This window comes from Salinicoccus sesuvii, assembly GCF_042648145.1.
GTDB classification, from domain to species: Bacteria; Bacillota; Bacilli; order Staphylococcales; family Salinicoccaceae; genus Salinicoccus; species Salinicoccus sesuvii.
Map to the genome: position 1 here is coordinate 1 of NZ_JBHRWV010000008.1, position 21773 is coordinate 21773.

Below are 21773 nucleotides of genomic sequence, written 5' to 3' on the forward strand. Positions count from 1 at the left end.
TGTCGAATTGCGCAAGATTGCCGCATAAAAAGCTGAGATTCTAATCAATTAGAATCTCAGCAAAAATTATTTTATTCATCTGTAAACTTTAGTGGTCTCAGGTCAGTTTTAACTTCTGCGGGCATTATTTTTATTACCGTTAGATGACTACATCAAAGGGGAAAATCGATTGCGTCAAACCGAATTCAGTTATCAGTTAATTTCTTCAATTAGTGGTTTCACTAAAGAAGTAGTGTTTTTTCCCAATCTACACTTCTTTTCTGAAACGCTTCAGAAATTCCTGTAACCTAGGATTTTCAGATTTGTTAATGACCTCGTCAGCAGTACCGGATTCCGCTATGACACCATCGTCTAAGAACAATACACGGTCTGCAATCTCTAAAGCGAAGTCCATTTCATGAGTAACAAGTACCATCGCCATCTCTTCATGCTCAGCAAGGTCTCGAATTACTTCCAGTACTTCTCCAACGAGTTCTGGGTCGAGCGCAGATGTGACTTCGTCGAAAAGCATTATTCTTGGTTTCATGACGAGCGCACGCGCCATGGCGACGCGTTGCTTTTGTCCACCAGAAAGGTTAGAAGGATACATCTCATATTTATCTCCCAAACCAACACGTGTAAGCATTTGTTTAGAAAGATCGATCGCTTCTTCTTTTTTCATTTTCTTTACTTGTATAAGGGGCATGACACAGTTATCAAGTATCGTTTTATGAGGGAATAGATTAAAGTGTTGGAATACCATTCCGATATCTTTCCTGACGGAACGAAGGTGTTTCTCATTAGCTGTCTTTTCTTTTCCGTTCACTTTCATCTTCCAAAGATTCTCTCCAGCCACTATGATGTCCCCATCGGTTGGTTCTTCAAGTGTCATAAGAAGACGAATAATAGTAGTTTTCCCGGACCCACTCGGTCCAATGATCGCAATTTTTTCAGTCGGATGGATATCAAGATTGATACCCTTTAAAACATGGGTATCACCAAATGATTTATGGACGTCGTCATATTGTACAATCGGCTCCATTATTCAACCGCCTCCACTTTCTTCTGCTTTTTATCAAATTGATGGTTCATTTTATTCTCAAGCCTTCTAATTAATAAACTAGAAGGATAACTTAGCAATAGGAATAATATAGCTACAATGGTTAGCGGTTCAATATAGGACCATGTTTGAGAACCGTAACTCCTTGCGATACTCAGTATGCCCACCACGCCGATGGTTGCTGCAAGTGGCACTTCTTTAAACAATATGATCAAGTAGTTACCAAGCATAGGAATTGTAGGCGGCAGCGCTTGCGGCAGCACAATCTTCGTCCACTTATCGCGCATCGAAAAGTTTAGTGCTTTTGAAGCTTCCCACTGGCCTTTATCGACACTACCGATTCCTGAGCGATAGACTTCACTAATATATGTAGAAAAGTGAACGCCGAGAGCGAGCATGGCAGCTACAAATGGTGTAAACGACACTCCGATATAAGGTACCATCGGAAACGCAAAGTATAGAAAGAAAATCTGTACGATCGGTGGCGTCGAACGGATGAATTCTCGGATCCAGTACACTACGAAGTTAAATGGTTTGAACGGTGTCGATTCAAGTATCAACCATACGAAACCTATAATTAATGCTAGTAAATAGCTGACTACCGTAAGCCCAAGTGTAATCTTGAGCCCTTCCAAAATAAGTGGAAATGCGTCGAGGAATGTTTCCCAACTCCAGTATGTCATCAGTTAGCCACCCCTTTCCCAGAGATTTTTTCACCTTTTTTAGAAAGCCAGATGAGTGGCAGTGCAATAATGAAATACATGACTAGTACCATCATGTAAGCCATTGGTCCTTGAGACAGGTTTGAAGAACGATAAATGTCCCCATAATATAATATGTCTGTCAGTCCAATTAGAGAGACCAGTGCCGTGCCTTTAAGAATCTGAATAGAGTAATTCCCAAACTCAGGTAACATCAATCTTAGAGCTTGAGGCACTACGACGTAGCGCATACGTTGGAACCTTGAAAGGTTCAACGCAATACTTGCTTCCGTCTGGCCTTTATTGATCGAAAGAATAGAACTTCTGACCACTTCTGACATGTACGCCCCGTAGTTTAAAGCAATTGCGATGACGCCGACCCACCAATTGCTACCGAGGTTAATGTTGAATAGCATTGGTACAGCGTAATAGAGCCAAAACAGTTGTACAATCAAAGATGTACCTCTAAAAACTTCAACGTAGACAGTGGTGAAACCACGGATCAGTGGATTTTTTGCGAGCCTTAAAAGACCAGTGGCGAATGCCATTATGAACGCTAACAATGCGGAGGCCAGAAAAATACTCACTGTCGTCCATACACCCTGCGATAGAAATTCTAGTATGTTCACCCCAGTACCAAACATTTTTTCACTCCTTTTATAACAATAAAAGGTCCAGTGTTTCCTTAGGAATGACTGGACCTAGTAATTTTATTCTCCTGCACAAAGCTGCTCAGTTGTCATTTCGCCGACTTCTACGCGGTTATCCTCTGCTGTAAATCCTTCAGCATTATCCAAGACCTCATCAATTGTGCCATCTTCTTTCAATGTTTCTAATGCCTCATTATAAGCTTCACGAAGTTCTTCGTCTTCGAGATTGAAAGCTACAGCACCAAAACTTGGGATACCTTCGATATCAGGTTGTTCAAAGTCCTCCACGAGTTCGATATCGTCACTATCGAGTGATTCGTATGCCCTTCTAAGTGTTGCGTCAGTCGCTGCTGTTACATCTGCGTTTCCAGACTGAACAGCAGATAGTTGCCCAGGAATGTCTCCAACTGACATGAACTGGCTTGAATCTACACCTTCTTCCTCAAGGAATTCAAATTGTGTCGTTCCTTCCATCAGCGCCACAGTCACATCCGGATTATCTGCGATATCAGCATAACTGTGGATATTCAGTGGGTTACCTGAAGCAACGATGAGTCCTTCGCCATATTGCATCTCAGGTTCAGCGAAAAGCGCATTGTCACATCGATCCGGTTGAATTGCCATACCAGCCGTTACAGCGTCGTACTGGCCAGCTTGTACTCCTGGAATCAACTCGCCCCAATCTGTTAAACGACCTTCGACATTATCAATTCCCATTTCTGAGAATACTGCTTGAGAAATATCGATCGCTGCACCTTCAAGTTCGCCGCTCTCTGAGTTTTGGTAGGCATAAGGCGGTTCGTTCGCAAATCCAACATTAATTGTTCCGTTTTCTTGAAGTTCATCCAGTTTTCCCGAACCTTCGTCGGAGTCTGAACTTCCATTACCACATGCTCCAAGCGCGAGCACAAGGCCAAGTGTCAATAATCGTGCGTAGTTCTTCAAAAAATCTCCCTTTCAGTGATATATTTTGCTGATTAAGCACGTGTACGCTCTCAGTATACAGAACTCATTATATGTGTCAAATCGCCATAAAAAGAAATAATGCCCAATTATTGATTTTTGTGGTTGCATTATTTATGTCTTTTAAGTTGAAAAATTCTATGATAACGAGTCAAATTCACACTAAAACTATGTAACAAAAAAAGCCACACCCATCATAGGTGCGGCTTTACACTACATATCAAATTGAAGTTCACCATCGCGATAGTCTATCTTTACGTCAATACCCTCTGTCATGTCCGCTTCAATGAGCTTCCTTGCAAGCGGCGTTTCAATATGACGCTGGATGAAGCGTCTGAGTGGCCTGGCGCCAAACTGCGGTTCATAGGCTTCATCGGAAATCCAGTCCTTGACGGCGTCAGTTACCTCAATCGTCATGTGCTGATCTGCAAGGCGTCTGTTCAGATCGCTAATCAGTTTATCCGTGATCATTTTCATATGTGCCTTGGACAATGGACTAAAGATGACGATATCATCCATACGGTTAATGATTTCAGGTTTGAAATACTGATGGATTTCTTTCATGACATAGCTTTTCGTATCATCAGAAATCTCTCCGTCCTGTCTGACATTATCGAGTAAGTGACTAGAACCGATATTTGATGTCATGATGATGATTGTATTCCTAAAATCCACAGAGCGTCCTTTCGAATCGGTTAGACGCCCTTCATCGAGCAACTGAAGCAGAATATTGAATACGTCTGAGTGGGCTTTTTCCACTTCATCCAGCAAGATGACGGAATATGGTTGACGGCGAATGGCTTCTGTCAACTGGCCACCTTCCTCGTGACCAACATAACCCGGAGGCGCACCGATCAGTCTGGATACGGCATGTTTCTCCATGTACTCACTCATATCGATTCTAATCATATGCTTCTCGGAATCGAACATTGTAGCCGCAAGAGTTTTTGCAAGTTCCGTCTTACCGACACCAGTCGGACCAAGGAACAGGAAGCTACCAATTGGACGATTCGGGTCTTTTATGCCTGCGCGTGCCCGTATGACAGCATCCGCAACGAGATCCACCGCTTCATCCTGACCAACAACACGTTCATGCATGATGTCGGAGAGTTTGAGCAATTTATCCTTTTCTGTTTCGACCAGTTTCGATACCGGTATACCGGTCCACTGACTCACGATATAGCCGATTTCATCCTCTGTTACCACTTCTCGGATGATACGGTTTTCACCAGCACTCTCTTCTTGCAGTTTTTCTTCCAGTTCATGCAATTCACGCTCAAGTTGCGGCAGTCTGCCGTGACGGAGCTCAGCGGCGCGCTCAAGCTCATAGTTGTTCTCTGCATCTTCAAGTTCCTGACGGGTGCGGTCCACTTCTTCGCGCTTGTCGTTAACTTTCTGAATCTGGCTTCTTTCTTTTTCTACACGTTGTGCGAGAGTCTGCTGTCCTTCACGTGCTTCTGACAATTCCTTTTGGAGTTCTGTCAGCCGCGCTCTTGAAACAGAGTCGTCCTCTGACTTTAGTGCTTGCTCCTCAATTTCAAGTTGCATGACCCGGCGGTTGATCTGGTCAAGCTCAGTCGGATTTGAACCCATCTCTGTGCGAATCGTAGCACTTGCCTGATCCATGAGGTCTATCGCCTTATCCGGGAGGAAACGATCAGTGATGTAACGGTCTGATAGTTCTGCTGCGGCCACGAGGGCACGGTCCGTAATTCTGACACCATGATGTACTTCGTAACGTTCCTTCAATCCGCGTAGTATGGAAATCGTGTCTTCGACGTCAGGTTCTGGAATCTGCACTTTTTGGAAGCGGCGTTCTAACGCAGAGTCCTTTTCGATATACTCTCGGTATTCATTTAACGTCGTCGCACCGATGCAGTGGAGCTCACCCCGAGCGAGCATCGGCTTTAGCATATTGCCGGCGTCCATGGCCCCTTCCGTCTTGCCTGCACCAACGAGCATATGGATTTCATCGATGAATAGAATGATGCGGCCATCCGATTCTTTTACTTCCTTAAGCACCGCTTTGAGACGTTCTTCGAACTCGCCACGGAACTTGGCCCCTGCAACCAGTGCAGAAAGGTCAAGTTCGAAAATGGTTTTATCTAGAAGGCTGTCTGGTACATCCTTGCGGACAATGCGCTGTGCCAAGCCTTCCACAATTGCTGTCTTACCGACACCCGGCTCACCAATCAGTACAGGATTGTTCTTGCGTTTACGGCTTAGGATACGGATTGAGTTGCGGATTTCTTCATCCCGTCCGATGACGGGATCCACGTTCCCACTGCGCACTTCTTCCACCAGATCGCGTCCATATTTTTCAAGCACTTCATATTGAACTTCCGGATTTTGTGTTGTCACACGATTCCCTCCTCTGACTTTATTGATGATTTCTTTGATCACTTCTTCTTTATTGCCGACCGCTTCTTTCATTACAGCTTCTGTTTGTATACTTGCAAGCAGCATATGTTCGACTGAGACGTACTCATCTTCCATCTCTGCCATGATTTTCTCAGCACGGTTTACAAGCTGGGTAAAGCCGTTCGACATATACTGGCCATATTCGACATTATCGCCTTTGACGACATTATATTTGGATAACTTATCGTCATATCTATCAAGCATCTGGTCGACATCGATATTGGCACGTTCAAGCACGTCGCGTGCCATGCTGTCATCCACGGTTAGCAGTGCCTTCATGATCGCTTCCACCTCGATCGACTGGAGCTTCATATCCACTGATAGCGACTGTGCGCGTTCGATGATGGACTGGACGGTATAGGTCATCTTGTTAATATCCATTTACCTCACCTCTTTACTGAAATAGTGTTCAATTACTTTAAAGAAAAGCATTCGTAATTTATTTGACCTTTTTTGACCTTTAATTATATTATACACTTACCCTATTATTTTTCAAGTAATCAATAGCTTTTATCGGGTATTTATTTTATATTATAAGCTAAGTCTTTAGGAGGTTTGAAAATGGATATCATTGAAATTATACGTTACATATTTTTGGGACTGCTGCAAGGCTTTACAGAACCTATACCTGTTTCATCAAGCGGACATTTGGTCATTGCCCGTGAACTTTTAGGCATAGAGGCAAGAGGGCTATCCTTTGAAATACTTTTGAACACTGCTTCACTGATTGCGGTGCTTTATATTTATCGAAAGGATATTACAGCAATCATTGTGAATTTAAGTCGCTACTTGTTCAAAGGCGCACGTGATGCGGAAGCGAAGACAGACTTCCGCTACACTATCTATCTCGTCATTGCGACCATTCCGGTCGGTGTGCTCGGTATTCTGCTCGGAGACATTATCGGTGACGGTGCTTCCATGCTGACAGTTGGAGTGATGCTACTTGTAACTGGTGTTGCCCTTTGGTTCATCAAGAATAAAAGGGGTGTCAAACGAGACGGTGATTTGAATTTAAAAGATGCAATCATCGTCGGTATTGCACAGTGTGTTGCACTCATGCCTGGTATCAGCCGAAGCGGTGCCAGCCTTGTCGGTGCGATGAGTGTCGGAATGAACCAGAAGAACGCACTGCGGTTTGTTTTCTTGCTCTATATCCCAGTATCACTCGGAACAGCACTCATCTCTATTGGGGACATAGCCAGTGATCCTGAACTCACGACACTCGCCCTCCCTTATGCCCTATCGTTCATTGCGGCCATCATCGCCACATACTTCGGTTTGAAGTGGCTACAGGGTATCATGGAACACGGCAACTTGATTATCTTCACCTACTACTGTTTCGCACTAGGAACATTTTCCATTCTGTACTCCCTATTCACCTAGTATAGAAAAATAATATTAGACCGGTCGACCACAGCGTCGATCGGTTTTTTTATGCAGAAAAAAAGTCCTCCTGAATCAGGAGGACTTCACTATATGATAGCTTAGCTTACACCGAGTGCAATTTTAGCGTAACGGCTCATTTTATCTTTATCCCATGGTGGATTCCAAACGATGTTAACTTCCGTCTCTTTGACTTCAGGCAGTTCGGAAAGTGCTGTCTTGACTTGGTCCACAATCTGTGGTCCCATCGGGCAGCCCATGGATGTCAGAGTCATTTCAACGCCTGCTCTGCCATCTTCGTCTAGGTGCACACCGTAGACGAGACCGAGATTGACGATATCGATGCCAAGTTCAGGGTCGATGACGTTCTCGAGTGCGCCCATCATGCTTTCTTCCATTGCTTTATCCATTTATCTCACTCCTTCCAGAGTATATACTATTAATATATCAAAAAAATTACACTATATAAACATAAATGATATGATAGTTTTATGAATATCGACAAGGAGATTTAACGTAATGGAAAAACACCTTATATGCTTGGACCTGGATGGCACGCTGCTGACAGACGAAAAAATCATCAGCCCATTCACCAAGAAAGTATTATTTGAACTTAAAACACGCGGTCACGCACTCATGATTTCAACCGGCCGCCCCTATAGAGCGAGTGAGCCTTTCTACCGCGAACTCGGTATGGATACGCCGATTGTCAATTTCAACGGTGCTTTTGTTCACCACCCGCAAGATCTATATTTCAAGACCGTACACGAGGAACTGGATCTTGAAGTGGCTCGTGAGATCGTCAAACGTGTCCCGGACTTGAACATCCAAAACATTATTGCTGAAGTGAAAGATCATGTCTACATTCATTACCACGATGAAGTATTGTTCGAAGCTTTCGGTATGGGCAGTCCCCAGGTCAAGATTGGCGATCTGACACAGAACATAGAAAGCGGACCGACCTCAATTCTTATCCAAGCTGAGGAACCGGAAGTGCCAGGGATTCGCCAAGCACTCGATGATCTTTTCGCGGAAACAATCGAACATCGCCGCTGGGGGGCGCCGTATCCAGTCATCGAGATTATCAAAAAGGGCATCAATAAAGCAGTCGGTGTCGACTATTGCCGCGGCTATTTGGGTATCGATAAAAAACATACCATCGCTTTCGGTGATGAAGATAATGATACTGAGATGTTGCGCTTTGTAGAGCATGGTGTCGCCATGGGTAACGCCATAGACGAAATTCAAGAGGTAGCAGACCATAAGACGGATACAAACAACAACGATGGCATTGGCCATTTCCTGAATGACTTTTTCAAATTGAATTTATAATAAAGAAGGGAGCAATCGTATGCAATTGATCGCAGACAGCTGTTCTGATATTTCCTTAGAGACGCTGAAAACAATGGGAATTGAAATGATACCGCTTAAAATCACAATCGACGACAAGGATTATCTAGACCAGCACGAAATTTCAAGTGAGGAAGTACTCAAGAGCATTAAAGACGGAAAGCGTCCACTTACCAGCCAAGCCAATCCGGAAGATTTTACGAAAGTATTCTTAAAATATGTGGAGAAAAACGAGCCGGTACTCTATGTCGCATTCTCCAGTGAGCTCTCAGGCACCTATCAGAGTGCGGTCATTGCACGGGACACCGTTCTTGAAGACCATCCGGAAGCGGATATCACACTCATAGATACAAAAGCAGCAAGCTATGGGCTGGGTCTGATCATCGAGCGTGCGCATGCCTACTTGGAAGAAGGACTCGATAAAGACACGCTCCTCGCGAGACTCGAGAAAGATGTCAAAGCAATCCGCCACTTCTTTACAGTTCAGGATCTCGACTATCTTGCCAAAGGCGGTCGACTGTCAAAAGGCCAGGCGTTCCTCGGTGGACTACTCAATATCAAGCCGCTCCTTCATGTCGAAGAAGGCAAGCTCGTACCACTTGAGAAACATCGTGGCGTTAAAAAAGTGCACAACAGTATGATTCAGCACCTGATTGCAGATAATGTTACACACGAAGTGCATATCACTCATGCTGATGCAGCCTCCCAAGCAGAGCAGCTGAAAGACAAAATACTGGCTGAAACGAAAGTTTCCGAAGTTGAAGTCAGTACAATCGGTCCGACAATCAGCAGTCATACCGGAAACGGTACAGTCGCCATGTTCTATTTCAATGAAGGAGTGTAATGATGCCTAGAGTAATTATTGTAGGTGGAGTGGCAGGCGGTGCGACAACTGCTGCCCAATTACGTAGAATAGACCCAGACATCGACATCACTATATATGAAAAAGGCCGCGATATCAGTTACGGAAATTGCGGACTGCCCTACCACATCGGTGGGGAGGTCAAGGAGCGTGATCAGCTCATCGCAGCGACTCCGGAAAGCTTCATGGAACGTGATATCGTTGTCAGAACATATCATCAGGTGACTGGTATCGATGCTGATAAGAAGAAGGTCCAGGTCAAAGATATACTGAATGATCGAACGTTCGACGCTGAATATGACTATCTCATCTTATCGCCTGGTGGTGCCCCGCGAACCATTCCTGCACTGCTTGATGTGCCACAGGCATTTGTCCTCCACACACTTGAAAATCTGGATGAGATTAAAGCCCACATGCACAATAAGACTATTAAGCATGCAGTCGTTGTCGGCGGTGGTTATATTGGTCTAGAGATGGTTGAAAACCTTGTCCACCGGGACATCGATGTAACGCTTGTCCATCGTTCAGAAAATCTATATCATCCTCTCGAGCCCGACATGAGTGCTTTCATCGTAGATGAACTCGCAGCAAAGGGCATCGATGTAAAATTAAACGCAGAAATTGTGGAAGTCGTCGGAGACACGGTCACTCTATCAACAGGTGAAGAAATTGATGCACAGATGATCATTGCCGGCATCGGTATTACGCCACGAACTGATTTCCTCAGAAACTCCAATGTCGTTTTGAATGAAGCCGGGTATATATGTGTCGATCAGTACGGTCGGACTAATTACAAAGATGTCTATGCCGTCGGTGACGCCATAGAAACTTCTTACCAGCATCTGGATCACCCCGTCAATGTCGCATTGGCCTGGGGCGCACACCGCATGGCTTATATCATAAGCAACCACATCAGTGGTGATAAAGCGGCACGCTTCGAAGGTCTACTTGGTACCAATATCATCAGATTCTTCGATCATGATATTGCTACACTCGGACTGCAGGTGTCAGAGCTTGATAGCTATCCACATTTCGTTATCGATCATAAGCAGAAAAATAAAGCAGGGTATATGTCAGATAGTGTACCGATTCACGTGCGCCTCCATGTGTCAAAGAGTGATGGAAAAATCCTTCGGGCTGCTGTTGTCGGTACCGAAGGCGTCGACAAACGCATCGATGTTCTCGCCGCACACATTCGACTTGGCGGCACTGCCATGGACCTTGCCAACATCGAAGTCGCCTATTCTCCACCTTACTCTAGCCCAAAAAGTGTACTCAACATGGTCGGATATAAGGCGATAGAAAAGATGAAAAAATTAAAAGAATGACGAAATATGCCCCCCCTCCTAGAAATCTAGGAGGGGGCATTCTGTAGATTACAATTAAAGATATTCAATGATCAGATCTCGTACACAACAGTTATAATGTGCGATTTCAACGCTTACGTCTTTTAGCTACAAACCAGATGAATATACCGAATCCACCAAATATGAGAAGACCGGCATAGAGATAGCCATTGTTGAATCCAGTTTCTTCAACGATAGCGTAGAGTTCCGTCTCTTCCCGATCGAGAATTGCGTAAAATGCATCGCCCTCAGTATCGCTGCTACGCAGTAGATCACCAATCAAGAGACCACTGAGCATTTTCCCTTCGTCTTCTGCCTCTATTGGTACATCGACACTCTTCGTTACGGAACTGTCGTTGATGTTCAGGATAAAATCAACATCCGACGTTCGGTAACGCTGAACGTAATGTCCTTCTGCGTTCTTTATTACTTCCCGCTCTCCATTATAGAGTTGCGGATATTTTGAGAAGACCTCATTGAGTGCGACGATGTGGTCGACCACTTCCTTATCCGTCCATAAATCCATCTGCGGATGGATTTCAGGGAAGTCCGACCCGTTGAAGGCAACTTCTGTGCCGTATTGGAAAGCAATTGCACCAGGGTAGCCATACAAATAGGTGATCAGCTGACTGATACGTGTGCCTGGAAACATGTTCGCTTCGACTGCATGTATCGTGAAACGCTCTGTGAACCAGTGATCTGCAAGCAGCAGTATATCTTCCGTCGGATATTCCGGTATTTCGGTATCTACTGTACTGAATGCCTCAATGATGGCGTTTCGCAGTGCTGGATCGGTCGTATGATCGAAGCCTTCCACAGTGACGTTCTCACCTTCAATGATCGCATACGTTTCCACGCCTTCTGGCATAAAGCGCTGGGCGTCGATATCACTCTGGATGACATTCATGCTCAGTCCGTCGACATTATATTCGTCAACGAATGTCTGGGCCATCTCTTGATATTGTGCCTGATTGTCTATATCAGTCAAATCGATGAACTGGACATCGGTTGTATCATAGTAACTCTGTTGAATATCGCTCAATACCGGGGTGTCCAGCACTTCATAACCATCGACTACTATAACCGGCATATCAACGATGATTTTCATACCGCGTGCATGGGCAGCATCAATCAGATTCTCGAGTGCTTCCCCACCGCCGAATGACGCTGCAATCTCTTCGTAACTCTCGACATCGTAGCCGAGGTAGTCATCATCGGCCTTTTCAAATACCGGAGAGAGCATTACCGTATTAAACCCCATCTCCTGTATGTATTCTAAATTATTCTCAATACCGACAAAATCGCCACCAAACGGCAGCGCCTCGCTTTTATCCTCAGTAACGTTCACGTCATTGGAATCATCACCATTCAAGAAACGGTCTACAATGACCGTATAGATGCGCTCAGCCTCTCTATCTTGGGCAGAAGCTTGTGGACTGAAGATGCCAACGCCTGCAAGCAGGACTGCCACATATATCACTAGTTTCCTCATTGCTATCCTACCTTCTGTTTTTATAATGCCAGTATACTAGATAAAATTTCAAAATAAGTACATGTCAATAAACGTTCACAAATTTACATTAAAAAAAGGCACTCTTTGAGAGTGCCTAGGCCCTGCTTTAGCCTATGAGAAAAGTGCAGTCAAAGGACCAGCTGGCAGATATATGCCGAGGGCAATCGTTACAATCAGAAATACAATCAGTATGATGACCAAATTTCGTCCAGTTCCGGATTTTCTTTGCCTAATCAACGCCATTTCCATCAGACCGATAGAAACCAGACCAGATAGGAACTTAAGACCGTACATCATCTGATCGCTACTACCGTAATCAAGGAACATCATAAGACCTGTAAAGATGACGATAAGGTAGATGAGTCTCAGGACCATGTGCAGTGGCTTGGAGTAAGCGGACTGACCATCCGGAGTATCCACTGAATTGTACGTGATGATGAATAGGATGACTGCCAGCACGATTGCTGTCAAATGCAAGTGTATCATCGAATCTTCCTTTCAAATATGAATCATGAATATCTTATCATATTTCAGAAGAGATTACTTGTCGATATATGTCGTCAATGTCCCGATTCCATTGATCGAAACACGCACCTCATCACCAGGTTGCAGATACTGGGGTGGCTTCATGCCTGCCCCGACCCCACTTGGTGTACCTGTCGCAATCACATCACCCGGTTCGAGAGTAACATATTTTGATACTTCCGCAATTAGTTCATCCAGTTTCAACACCATCTCCTTTGTGCTACCGTCTTGTCTAATTTTGCCATTGACTTTTGTGACAATAGAAGTCTGTTCCGGATTCGGTAATTCATCTTTCGTTACGATAAATGGACCCATCGGGCATCCTCCTTTTAAACTTTTTGAAAGGAATGCCTGGTGATGCTCCTTTTGAAGATCACGTGCCGTAATGTCGTTGATGATTGTATAACCGTATATATAGTCGAGCGCCATTGAACTCCGTATTTTCTCAGCACGCTTACCAATTACTACACCGAGTTCGCCTTCATAGTCGAGCTGTGAAGTGATGTCCTGATGATTTGGTATTGTTTCCTCATCGCCTGAAAGGCTTGAAGCTGCCTTTGTAAACACATAAAGACTTTGAACTTCGTTGTTTAGCTCTTCTGCGTGAGACTTATAGTTTCTACCAAATGCAATGACATTGTTCGGCGGTGTCACAGGCGCACGGAATGTGATTTCATTGAATGACGCCTTGTATTTATCTGCTTTACCGGACTGCTGTGCTTTTTCCACTAATTTTCGAACATGTTCCTGGAAATCCAATGTATGATATCTAGAGATACCTTCTAACAATGTTTTGGGATAGTTTTTATCGTCCCCGAAAGCTTCAAAAAGTTTCGGAAGAATCCATGCACTTTCCTCACGTTTTACTTTAACGCCATAGTACGTCTGATCCCGATATTCAAATGTTAGAAATTTCATGGAATACGCTCCTTAATATGTGTATTTCCTTTATTATAACAGACTATAACTATTTGTTGATTCCATTTTCAGAATTATTGGTGAACAAATTTTCTAAACTCCCAATCCGATATCTGTGCATGACGGCTGCGAGCACCATGATGAAAATATAAATCACGAGTACGATCCATACCATTCCAACGATCTCAACCTCTCCATACAACCGCAGGCCAATACCGTAGAATATAAACATGAAAAGAATGTTCGACAAAATATAGAGTGTCAGTGCATACCTTCCAATTCGACTTAAGATGTCGAGCGTTCTTACAGGGGCGATGACACTTAGGAGAATTAGCAAAATGAAGTATCCAAGCGCAAGTACAGGCCCACCGAAATTCTCTGCCAGAAGCCTGCCACTGTAGCTGCCGAGTGTCAGCACCTGTATGATTTTTATCGCCATTCCCCCGCCAGCGAGAACTAAGAAAAGCAGCGTGGTGAGTAGAAGGTTCGATTTTGTAAATTTGGCTATACCGATCTTGCCGAGGCTCATGCCGACGAGAATCCATGGCAGTATGGTGAATACGAGCGCATAAAGCGAACTTGCTACGTTACTCGTGAGAATTTCAATGTTCAGACCGATGATCGCAAAGTAGTCTGTATTTGCAAATACACTAGTGTAAGTGTTAACGTCCTGCAGTGCTGTATAGACGATGTCGCTTGATGAACCGACGTTGGCAAAGAAGCCAACCAGTACGTTCATTATCAGATGAAAAAGAAAAAGTGCCATACCTGAAACAAACGTTGCCACAAATCCGGTACGCAAGAAAAAAAGTGCAATAAGTGTCATCAGTGCGAGCCCTGGCAAAAAGTCGAAACCAAAGATGAAAATGGTTTGTATGATGCCGATGATCAAGATGAAAACTGTTATCTTGAACAAGTTGCTGATGCCATGATCCCTAAACGTATGAATTGTGTAGCCAACAGCGAGCGCTACCAGCGGCACGACGGCCCCACCGATGAATATGTCGAGTATCTGGTAACTGCTCAAATTGCTGCCACTCAGATACTCGTAAGGATTGACTGCTTCAAAAGGCATCATATAGTGGAGGCCGTTCAACAACAATACCCCCATCAAGATGATACTGAAAAGCATTGTTGGACGGTGTTTTTCATTCATCAAATCTAATCGCTCCATAATCAAAGAAATATAGATATACCGTAACATCTTTCTGTAATGCCTGCATCAAAGACCGTCTATAGATATCCATCTGGGTGCTGTATCGGGCAATTAGGTCCGCTTCGGTCAGGCCAGTGTGCTGGACACGATCCGTCTTGTAATCGATGATAACGAAATCGTCGTCCATCTCGAGCAGTGCATCAACGATTCCTTGCACCATTTGATGCTCAAAATTCGAATAGCCGATGGCTTTCTGGTTCATGATAAAAGGTATTTCAGTGTGAATCGAACGTTGCCCTTCGAGTAAGCTGCACATCATTTCGTCTTGAAGAAATGTATCAATATTACGGATCATCTGCGCTTGGTGCGCTTCTGTAATGAGCGGATCATCAGACGTCTGAGTCATGATCATTTCTTCGATAAACACACTTCTCTCCTGTGTTTCGAGCTTACGTAAATCGTCGTAGCGGTTGAGGAGATGCATCATCATCTGGTGCATCATCGTGCCGAATACTGGCGCATCCAATGTATCATTACGGAAATTCGGCGCCCGGAAATTCGGGGTTCGGTCATGGCGGATGATGGCACTGTCGTCAGGTGGCGTTTCATTGCGTCGCTTGATTTCCGTCACTGATTCCTTATATACCGTCTCCGTGGCCTCTACGTGAGGATAACGGTAAAGTATACGTTCTTTTAGCAACTGATTGTCACCGATCTTCATCGCCTCGATTTCATCTAGAGAAGTATGTTGAATTGTGCGCGGTGCTGGTGTTATCTCTTCAATATACCGTATTTTAAGTGCATCCAGTGATGTATTGACGAGCACTGGCGCCAACAAATCTTGAATACTCCGGATCGATAGCCGGTCATCGGCATGCACCTTTCCGCCTTCGTAAGTAAACTTCTCCGTCATCTCCTGTTTATAGATAAACGGGATAACGAGCTGGTCGATGGCCCGCGTCATTGCAACATAGACGAGGCGCATCTCCTCACTGATTCGCTCCTGTTGGATCATCTGTCGGACCACCTGCGCGTGAATGCTCGGTAAGATGACTTGACCAACCGGCATGAAACGCTTAAAGGCAATGCCTGCATCCGGATGAATAGTGACCTTCTTCATTAGATCCATCATATTGAGTTGCCTATAGAGGCCTGCATAAATGACATACTTGAATTCGAGCCCTTTAGAAGCATGGATCGTCATGACACGCAACGTATCGGCATCATCAGAAACTGTATTCTCCTCACCGAAGTCTTGGCCGTCTTGGATCATACGATGGATATATGCAATGAACTCATACAGTGATAGATGAGACATCTTTTCAAATTCCATTGCTTTCTCGATGAATCCGTTCAGATTAGCGCGTCGCGTCAATCCACCCTTCAATCCTGCAAAATATTCTACAATATTGAGTTCGATATAGATTTCGTCAATCAGCTCCGGTACACTCATATATCTCGCATAGGACTGAAGTGTCACGAGTGTATCCACAAATGTCTCAATTTTCTTCATGATAAGTGCCGGACCTTCATAAAGTCGCAGCGCTTCAAACATATAATCGCAGTCGGAAGATGCACGTATGTGGGCAATATCATCTTCAGTGAAATCGAACATCGGTAGACGCATGGTACCAACTAAGTGATCGTCTTGCAACGGGTTATCGACAATCGACAGAATACTAATCATGGTACGAATCTCTAATGTATCGAGGTAACCGGAACGGTTATTTACGAAAACCGGCAGCTCCGCTTCCGATAGAAGTTTGCGGTAAGCTTCATTATCCCTCGTATTGCGTGTCAGAATAACGATGTCGCTATAGTCGACACCTTCCTTTTTGAACTGCTTTACGACTTGTGCGATATGCACAATCTCAGCATCATCCCCATGCTCTTCGGCTTCCTCAATGACATGACATTCCGACTGTAGCGGAGGGGCATCCAGATGATTGCCCTGAACGAGACGGTGAGTGTCGTCATATTCGACTTCTCCAACCTCCCTGTCCATGATGCGCTCAAAGACCGCATTAGTCAGGTCGATCACTTCACCTCGAGAACGGAAGTTGTGGTTCAGACTGATCAGCCTGCCACTATCTGGATTACCGAAGCGTTCCGACTTCTCGATGAAAAGCGACGGATCGGCTTGTCTGAACTTATAGATGGACTGCTTGACGTCCCCGACCATAAACAAGTTACCCGTCGCTTCATCGCCTGTTTTAAGAGATTGGATGATGGCTTCTTGGACCCGGTTGATGTCCTGATATTCGTCGATCATAATTTCCTTAAAACGGCTTTGGTAGAGCTTTTGTACAGCACCACCTTCAGCGTTCAAAATGGCAAGCGCATAGTGTTCATAATCTGAGAAATCCATTTCATTACGCGACAATTTCTGGGTTTGGAAACGATCGACAACATCTGTAACGATGCTAATCAGCGTGTTGCTTGGTCCATTCATCGGTGACATTTCTTCTGCAACACGGTCGAGCGTATAACTGCGCGTCTCCTTGATTTCGGCGTAGCGCTGCTTTACCCTATTCTGCAAAGTGAGCAACTGCGCTTTAGCATCCGGGTCCTCGATATTTTTAATAAATGCCGTCCGGCCGTCCTTGAGTGCAAATGGGGGGAGTTCTAAAGGCTCACCATTCCGGTTGGCCTCAATTGACTGGCGGACTTTCCCGGCAAGTGCTTCCAGTGCATCGAAAGCATCGCGTACCTGTGTATCTTTAATTGTACTATGCGATACAGTATTATAGTGGTGGCGCAGCAGATCGACATCATGTGCCAAGGCATCCAGCTTGAGCTTGATGTTGTGTGCATGGGCATCAAGAATCGACTGCAGGTGTTCCATGTTGCGGTACTGATCCATATTGCGCGCTAGATAACCCTTGGGATCCGGACTGGCGACTGCAGTGTAATAGAGGTCGCGCACCGTGTTCAGTAGACCATCGTTGCTCTTGTCGGTCGACAGCATCATGGCAAGTGTATTGAAGTCCGCATGACTTTCTGAATAATAGGATTCAAGCACATTTGAAATGACTTGATCCAATCGGATCTTCATTTCGACGTCGCCAAGTGTCCGCATATCAGGAGACAGGCCAATCGTATTGTAGTGCATCTGGATCAGATGCAAGCAGAAGCTGTGGAGTGTAGAAATGTGAGCTTCTTTCAACTTCAGCATTTCATTGTAAATCTTTGGATCGCGTTTATGCTGATAGGCTTCTCTAAGTGCTTTTTCAATCTTATCCTTCATATCCCGCGCACTCATATTGGTGAATGTGGCAACAAACACCCCATCAATGCCATAGCGTCCATCAAGCACCCGTCGGATAATCCGTTCGACAAGAACCGTCGTCTTTCCACTGCCTGCTGCAGCGGCCACCAAAACATCGGATCCCTCGTATTCAATTGCCTCAAGTTGCTTATCTGTCCACTGGACCATCAATCGACACCTCACTTTCAAATAGACTGACTGCTTCATCGTTCAATTCGTTCTTACGTATATCCGGTCGATTCATAAGTGCATCGATATGACAGGCCGACTTGAAATCGCACATCTCACACGCCAGCCGTCTATTTCCTGAATCGATCGCCATTGGTGACGCACACACTTCGCCGCCATATATTTCATCAGTTGCATTGCGATACATATCCATGATGTGACCGGCATAATGCTCGAACAGTCCAGGGCTTAAGTATTTTCCCTTCGTCCGCGCATTGATCTTACCGTTTTTTGACACCGATATCGGCAGATAATCTCCATAGTCCTTGAAGTCTGGCAACGTAGACAGCATGCCACTGATACCAATTGAAGTATCGTCAAGGATTGAATCATAAGCTTCATTTTCATTGATGAAGACACCATCAGGGCGCATGCGTTTCTTATGCTCGCGCGCAATATCTTCTGAAGCCGCCTCATCGTCAAGTGAGAGCAGTGGATCCTTCACCGGGAAGAATAACATGCTGTTTGGCATGATTTTCTCCTTCCCGAAATATGCCGGTCCTTTTGTCATTAGTACATGCATATAAGTCATCATCTGAAGCTCGAGACCATTCAGTATACCTTCTCTTGAGAGGCTCCTCGCACTCGATTTGTAGTCGATCAGATTAACGTAGGCACCCCCAGTGGTTTCGTACATGTCGACGCGGTCGATTTTTCCACGCAGATGAATCTGATAACCGTCTTTACTTGTTAAGGTCATCTCTTCCATTGGACTGTCCTTGAAGCCAAAAGAAAGTTCGACGTCCGCAATCTTGTAGTTCCCTAGCTTCTCAATATCCTTCATAAATAAGAGCAGCTTAAGAATGGCTTCTCTTGCCCGGGATTTGAGTGACTGGTAGTAGCCACTATGTTCGAAGATACCGAACTGGATTGCTTGGGAGAATTGTTCAATGGATTTTGCCACTTGTGCTTTTATACTTTCTTCACTGTGATCCAATGTATACTCAAGACGCGTGACGACATCGTACAGCACTTCATGGTACAGATTACCGAGCTCAAGCGGTGCGACTTGATATGGTTTCCTCACCCTGAGTTTCAGACCGTATCTGCTGAAATGCTGAAATGGACATCTGAAAAAAGATTCGAAGCGCGATACACTGGCATTCATTTCTTCGGAGTATAGTGCCTCTGCTACTTCCCGTGACAATTTACCAGCACGGTTATCATAAGTTAGGTTGCGCCTGAGCCTCGGATACACATCATGCCAACGTTCTTCCATCAGTACATGATAAGCTTCGAGCCAGCCTCTATATTCCGGCAATTTGAGAAACTCCGATGGAGTACTGACCGGTGCTGACATCATCTCGCGTACTTTCAAGTGTAAGGTCGGTTCCATGCTCTCTATGGAAGTGATGAGACGGGTTGGATTGAATCGATCATACTCCATAGTCCGTCTATATTCGTAATTTCTTACTTTACGCTCTCCTGGTAGCATCTCATCGAGGAAAGGACTGATTTTTGTCACTTCACCAGATGGCAGTGTGGCCGACCAGCTGAGATAAAGCCCCTCAGTCGCACGTGTCGCCCCGAGATAGAATACGAACCGTTCATCTTGACTGAGTGTACGGGAATCCGGTGACAACTCAATAGACGCATTCTCGAATACGATTTTCTCCTCGTCGGAAATGAGGTCTGTATTGCGGCTCTCACGTGGCATGACGTCGCGGTTCAGACCAATGATAAAGATATATTTTTTGTTCTCCACCTTGGAAAGATCAAGAGATCCAACCATCACTTGGTCGATGGTCGATGGTAACAGGCTAAATTCCGCATTCTTCAATCCATCAATGAACGTCTCATAAAAGATGGCGAACGAGACTTGTTCATTATCAAACACCGTATAGGCATCGTCCAGTAGGCGGATGAACATATTATAAGCCTGCTCAGTTTCATCCCTTGTCTGTACGTCATGACGCGCATCAAGTGTTTTCATCTCTTCTGACAGTTTGTCCAGTATGTCTTCTTCCAAGACAAAATTATAGATGGCGTTGATGTAATCGCGGACAGTTTGTTCTTCCCTGAATGATTTGAAGAGATTTTCAAGTTTTGTAAGCACTTGATTCTTGAAGGTGATAACGCCAGCGTTGGCTTCACTCCTGTCCACACGTTTGAGACCATAGTCGGTTACTTCCATATGGTAGCGGAACTGATCATCATCGAATAATGCAGCACCGTTCAAACCACGTTCAAGCGCAAAATTCTCGAGCTGATCGATGTGGTGTCTTTCAGAAGCCTCGCATAAGTAGCCTGTCTTCAGTACATTCATGAAAGCACCAAATTCATAGTTTCTCATGTAGCATTCAAGAAGACTCATGATGAACTGAACAAAAGGGTGAGACCGCATCGGCACCTTCTTGTCGATATGGTATGAAATGTTGTATCTGCGGAAAGCAGTTTGGATGACCGGTTCATAGTTTGTATCACGATAGAGCACACCAATATCCGTATAGTATGCCTTGCCCTCGAACACGAGAGACTCTATCTCGCGTGCAACATCATTGACTTCTTCAAGGACATTCGGAGCTTCGGTAAAGATTACTCCGTCGTAGTCGTAAATCTGCTCTCCGAGGTCGAAGTAGTGTTCAGTCTGGATAAGTCCTGCCCGAGTGGAACGCCTAAAGTCCTCCCCGAAATGCTCAAACGTCAACTTGTCATCGCCGAGAAGGTAGCGTAGTCGCTCGATGACTGCATCCGTCTTTCTGAATAATTGCTTGTTCGTCCCCTGATGGGTCAGCAGCAAATTGATATCTCGCACACGGGTTTCGAGTGCTTGTATCAGTGCGAACTCACTTTCCGTAAAGTTATGGAAACCATCGATATAAATCACAGCGTCTTCAAGTGAGCGGATTGGTGTATCTGTGTATAGTAGATTGATGAACTGGTCGCTTAGATTGATGTCTTCGATCTGGAGTTCTGTGATGCGCTCCTCCCAGTTACGATAAATAAGTTCGAGATCGTGCATCTTATCTTGCACGCGCCCGGCAGGCGCATCTACCCTTTCAAAGTCATCCGGCGAGACCCGATAGGAGCGGAATTCACTCAGCATATCGAGCACCTTGCCTGAAAATTTTATGTACTGTGCACTGTCGCGGTAAAAGTCGAACTCCGCCTTCATTTCATTCATCATCTTATGGATTAGCATGATATGTCCACTCTCTGACAATGCATCGCGTGTAGAATGACCTGTCTCATTGAAGACATGCCACATCAGTCGTGCAAAACTGAATACCGCTGTACGCAAACTACCGATACCTGGATTCTCATCCGTCGGATTGGTAATTATATTTTCATATCTCAACGTATTCTGGGTCGGGGTGATGATATATATACTTGAGCCGAGGGGCGCCTCGCTTGTAATCGCTTCTATCTCCTCGAACATCCGCCTGGTCTTTCCTGTACCACTGACACCTGTCCAGATATTGATTCCCATATATTTCTCTCCTTATGCAA

At 44.9% G+C, this 21773-nt stretch carries 16 protein-coding genes; 4 read left to right on the forward strand and 12 right to left on the reverse strand.

Features of this window, described 5'->3' with window-relative positions:
* Window positions 1-247: 247 nt before the first annotated feature.
* The 5 genes from ACFOJ8_RS08810 to clpB all read right to left on the reverse strand — a co-directional run bounded on the left by ACFOJ8_RS08810 (window position 248) and on the right by clpB (window position 6155).
* Entirely contained in the window at window positions 248-1024 is a 777-nt protein-coding gene (locus ACFOJ8_RS08810) for an amino acid ABC transporter ATP-binding protein (protein ID WP_380657127.1), read from the reverse strand.
* Window positions 1021-1722: an ectoine/hydroxyectoine ABC transporter permease subunit EhuD gene (gene ehuD, locus ACFOJ8_RS08815; protein ID WP_380656024.1), complete on the reverse strand. Its 702-nt coding sequence runs from the start codon at window positions 1720-1722 to the stop codon at window positions 1021-1023. Before ehuD ends, ACFOJ8_RS08810 begins: the two co-directional genes overlap by 4 nt.
* Window positions 1722-2384 (reverse strand): ectoine/hydroxyectoine ABC transporter permease subunit EhuC, encoded by a 663-nt coding sequence (ehuC, locus tag ACFOJ8_RS08820; protein WP_380656026.1) that lies wholly within the window; start codon window positions 2382-2384, stop codon window positions 1722-1724. Before ehuC ends, ehuD begins: the two co-directional genes overlap by 1 nt.
* A 66-nt stretch (window positions 2385-2450) precedes the next feature.
* The gene (gene ehuB / locus ACFOJ8_RS08825; RefSeq protein ID WP_380656029.1) at window positions 2451-3335 is read right to left on the reverse strand and encodes an ectoine/hydroxyectoine ABC transporter substrate-binding protein EhuB; all 885 of its coding nucleotides are present in this window, start codon (window positions 3333-3335) and stop codon (window positions 2451-2453) included.
* Between the two features lie 231 nt (window positions 3336-3566).
* Window positions 3567-6155: an ATP-dependent chaperone ClpB gene (clpB, locus tag ACFOJ8_RS08830; protein WP_380656032.1), complete on the reverse strand. Its 2589-nt coding sequence runs from the start codon at window positions 6153-6155 to the stop codon at window positions 3567-3569.
* Window positions 6156-6335: 180 nt separating this feature from the next.
* On the opposite strand from clpB, the gene ACFOJ8_RS08835 reads away from it, so the two are divergent.
* On the forward strand, window positions 6336-7157 hold the full coding sequence (locus ACFOJ8_RS08835) for an undecaprenyl-diphosphate phosphatase (protein WP_380656035.1): 822 nt from the start codon (window positions 6336-6338) through the stop codon (window positions 7155-7157).
* A 101-nt stretch (window positions 7158-7258) separates the two neighbouring features.
* Here the strand turns inward: ACFOJ8_RS08835 and ACFOJ8_RS08840 are convergent, their stop codons facing one another.
* A complete protein-coding gene (locus tag ACFOJ8_RS08840) occupies window positions 7259-7567 on the reverse strand; it encodes a metal-sulfur cluster assembly factor (protein ID WP_380656038.1) in 309 nt (102 codons plus the stop codon).
* 109 nt (window positions 7568-7676) lie between these two features.
* Here ACFOJ8_RS08840 and ACFOJ8_RS08845 point away from each other — a divergent pair, with 109 nt between their 5' ends.
* From ACFOJ8_RS08845 to ACFOJ8_RS08855, 3 genes are read left to right on the forward strand one after another with little or no spacing between them, the layout of a single operon-like run.
* A complete protein-coding gene (locus ACFOJ8_RS08845; RefSeq protein ID WP_380656041.1) occupies window positions 7677-8489 on the forward strand; it encodes a Cof-type HAD-IIB family hydrolase in 813 nt (270 codons plus the stop codon).
* Window positions 8490-8508: 19 nt separating this feature from the next.
* Complete coding sequence (locus ACFOJ8_RS08850; protein ID WP_380656044.1) at window positions 8509-9351, forward strand: DegV family protein; 843 nt, start codon at window positions 8509-8511, stop codon at window positions 9349-9351.
* A gap of 2 nt (window positions 9352-9353) precedes the next feature.
* The gene (locus ACFOJ8_RS08855) at window positions 9354-10697 is read left to right on the forward strand and encodes a CoA-disulfide reductase (protein WP_380656047.1); all 1344 of its coding nucleotides are present in this window, start codon (window positions 9354-9356) and stop codon (window positions 10695-10697) included.
* A 106-nt stretch (window positions 10698-10803) separates the two neighbouring features.
* Here the strand turns inward: ACFOJ8_RS08855 and ACFOJ8_RS08860 are convergent, their stop codons facing one another.
* The 6 genes from ACFOJ8_RS08860 to ACFOJ8_RS08885 all read right to left on the reverse strand — a co-directional run bounded on the left by ACFOJ8_RS08860 (window position 10804) and on the right by ACFOJ8_RS08885 (window position 21753).
* Window positions 10804-12207: an alpha-amylase family glycosyl hydrolase gene (locus tag ACFOJ8_RS08860; protein WP_380656049.1), complete on the reverse strand. Its 1404-nt coding sequence runs from the start codon at window positions 12205-12207 to the stop codon at window positions 10804-10806.
* A 132-nt stretch (window positions 12208-12339) separates the two neighbouring features.
* Entirely contained in the window at window positions 12340-12714 is a 375-nt protein-coding gene (locus ACFOJ8_RS08865) for a YisL family protein (RefSeq protein WP_380656052.1), read from the reverse strand.
* Between the two features lie 54 nt (window positions 12715-12768).
* A complete protein-coding gene (locus tag ACFOJ8_RS08870) occupies window positions 12769-13671 on the reverse strand; it encodes a fumarylacetoacetate hydrolase family protein (RefSeq protein WP_380656054.1) in 903 nt (300 codons plus the stop codon).
* A gap of 49 nt (window positions 13672-13720) precedes the next feature.
* Window positions 13721-14827, reverse strand: coding sequence for a DUF418 domain-containing protein (locus tag ACFOJ8_RS08875; protein ID WP_380656057.1), 1107 nt, complete (start codon window positions 14825-14827; stop codon window positions 13721-13723).
* On the reverse strand, window positions 14820-18263 hold the full coding sequence (gene addA / locus ACFOJ8_RS08880; RefSeq protein ID WP_380656060.1) for a helicase-exonuclease AddAB subunit AddA: 3444 nt from the start codon (window positions 18261-18263) through the stop codon (window positions 14820-14822). The genes ACFOJ8_RS08875 and addA overlap by 8 nt, the downstream gene beginning before the upstream one ends.
* Complete coding sequence (locus ACFOJ8_RS08885) at window positions 18244-21753, reverse strand: PD-(D/E)XK nuclease family protein (RefSeq protein WP_380656062.1); 3510 nt, start codon at window positions 21751-21753, stop codon at window positions 18244-18246. The genes addA and ACFOJ8_RS08885 overlap by 20 nt, the downstream gene beginning before the upstream one ends.
* Between the last annotated feature and the right edge of the window lie 20 nt (window positions 21754-21773).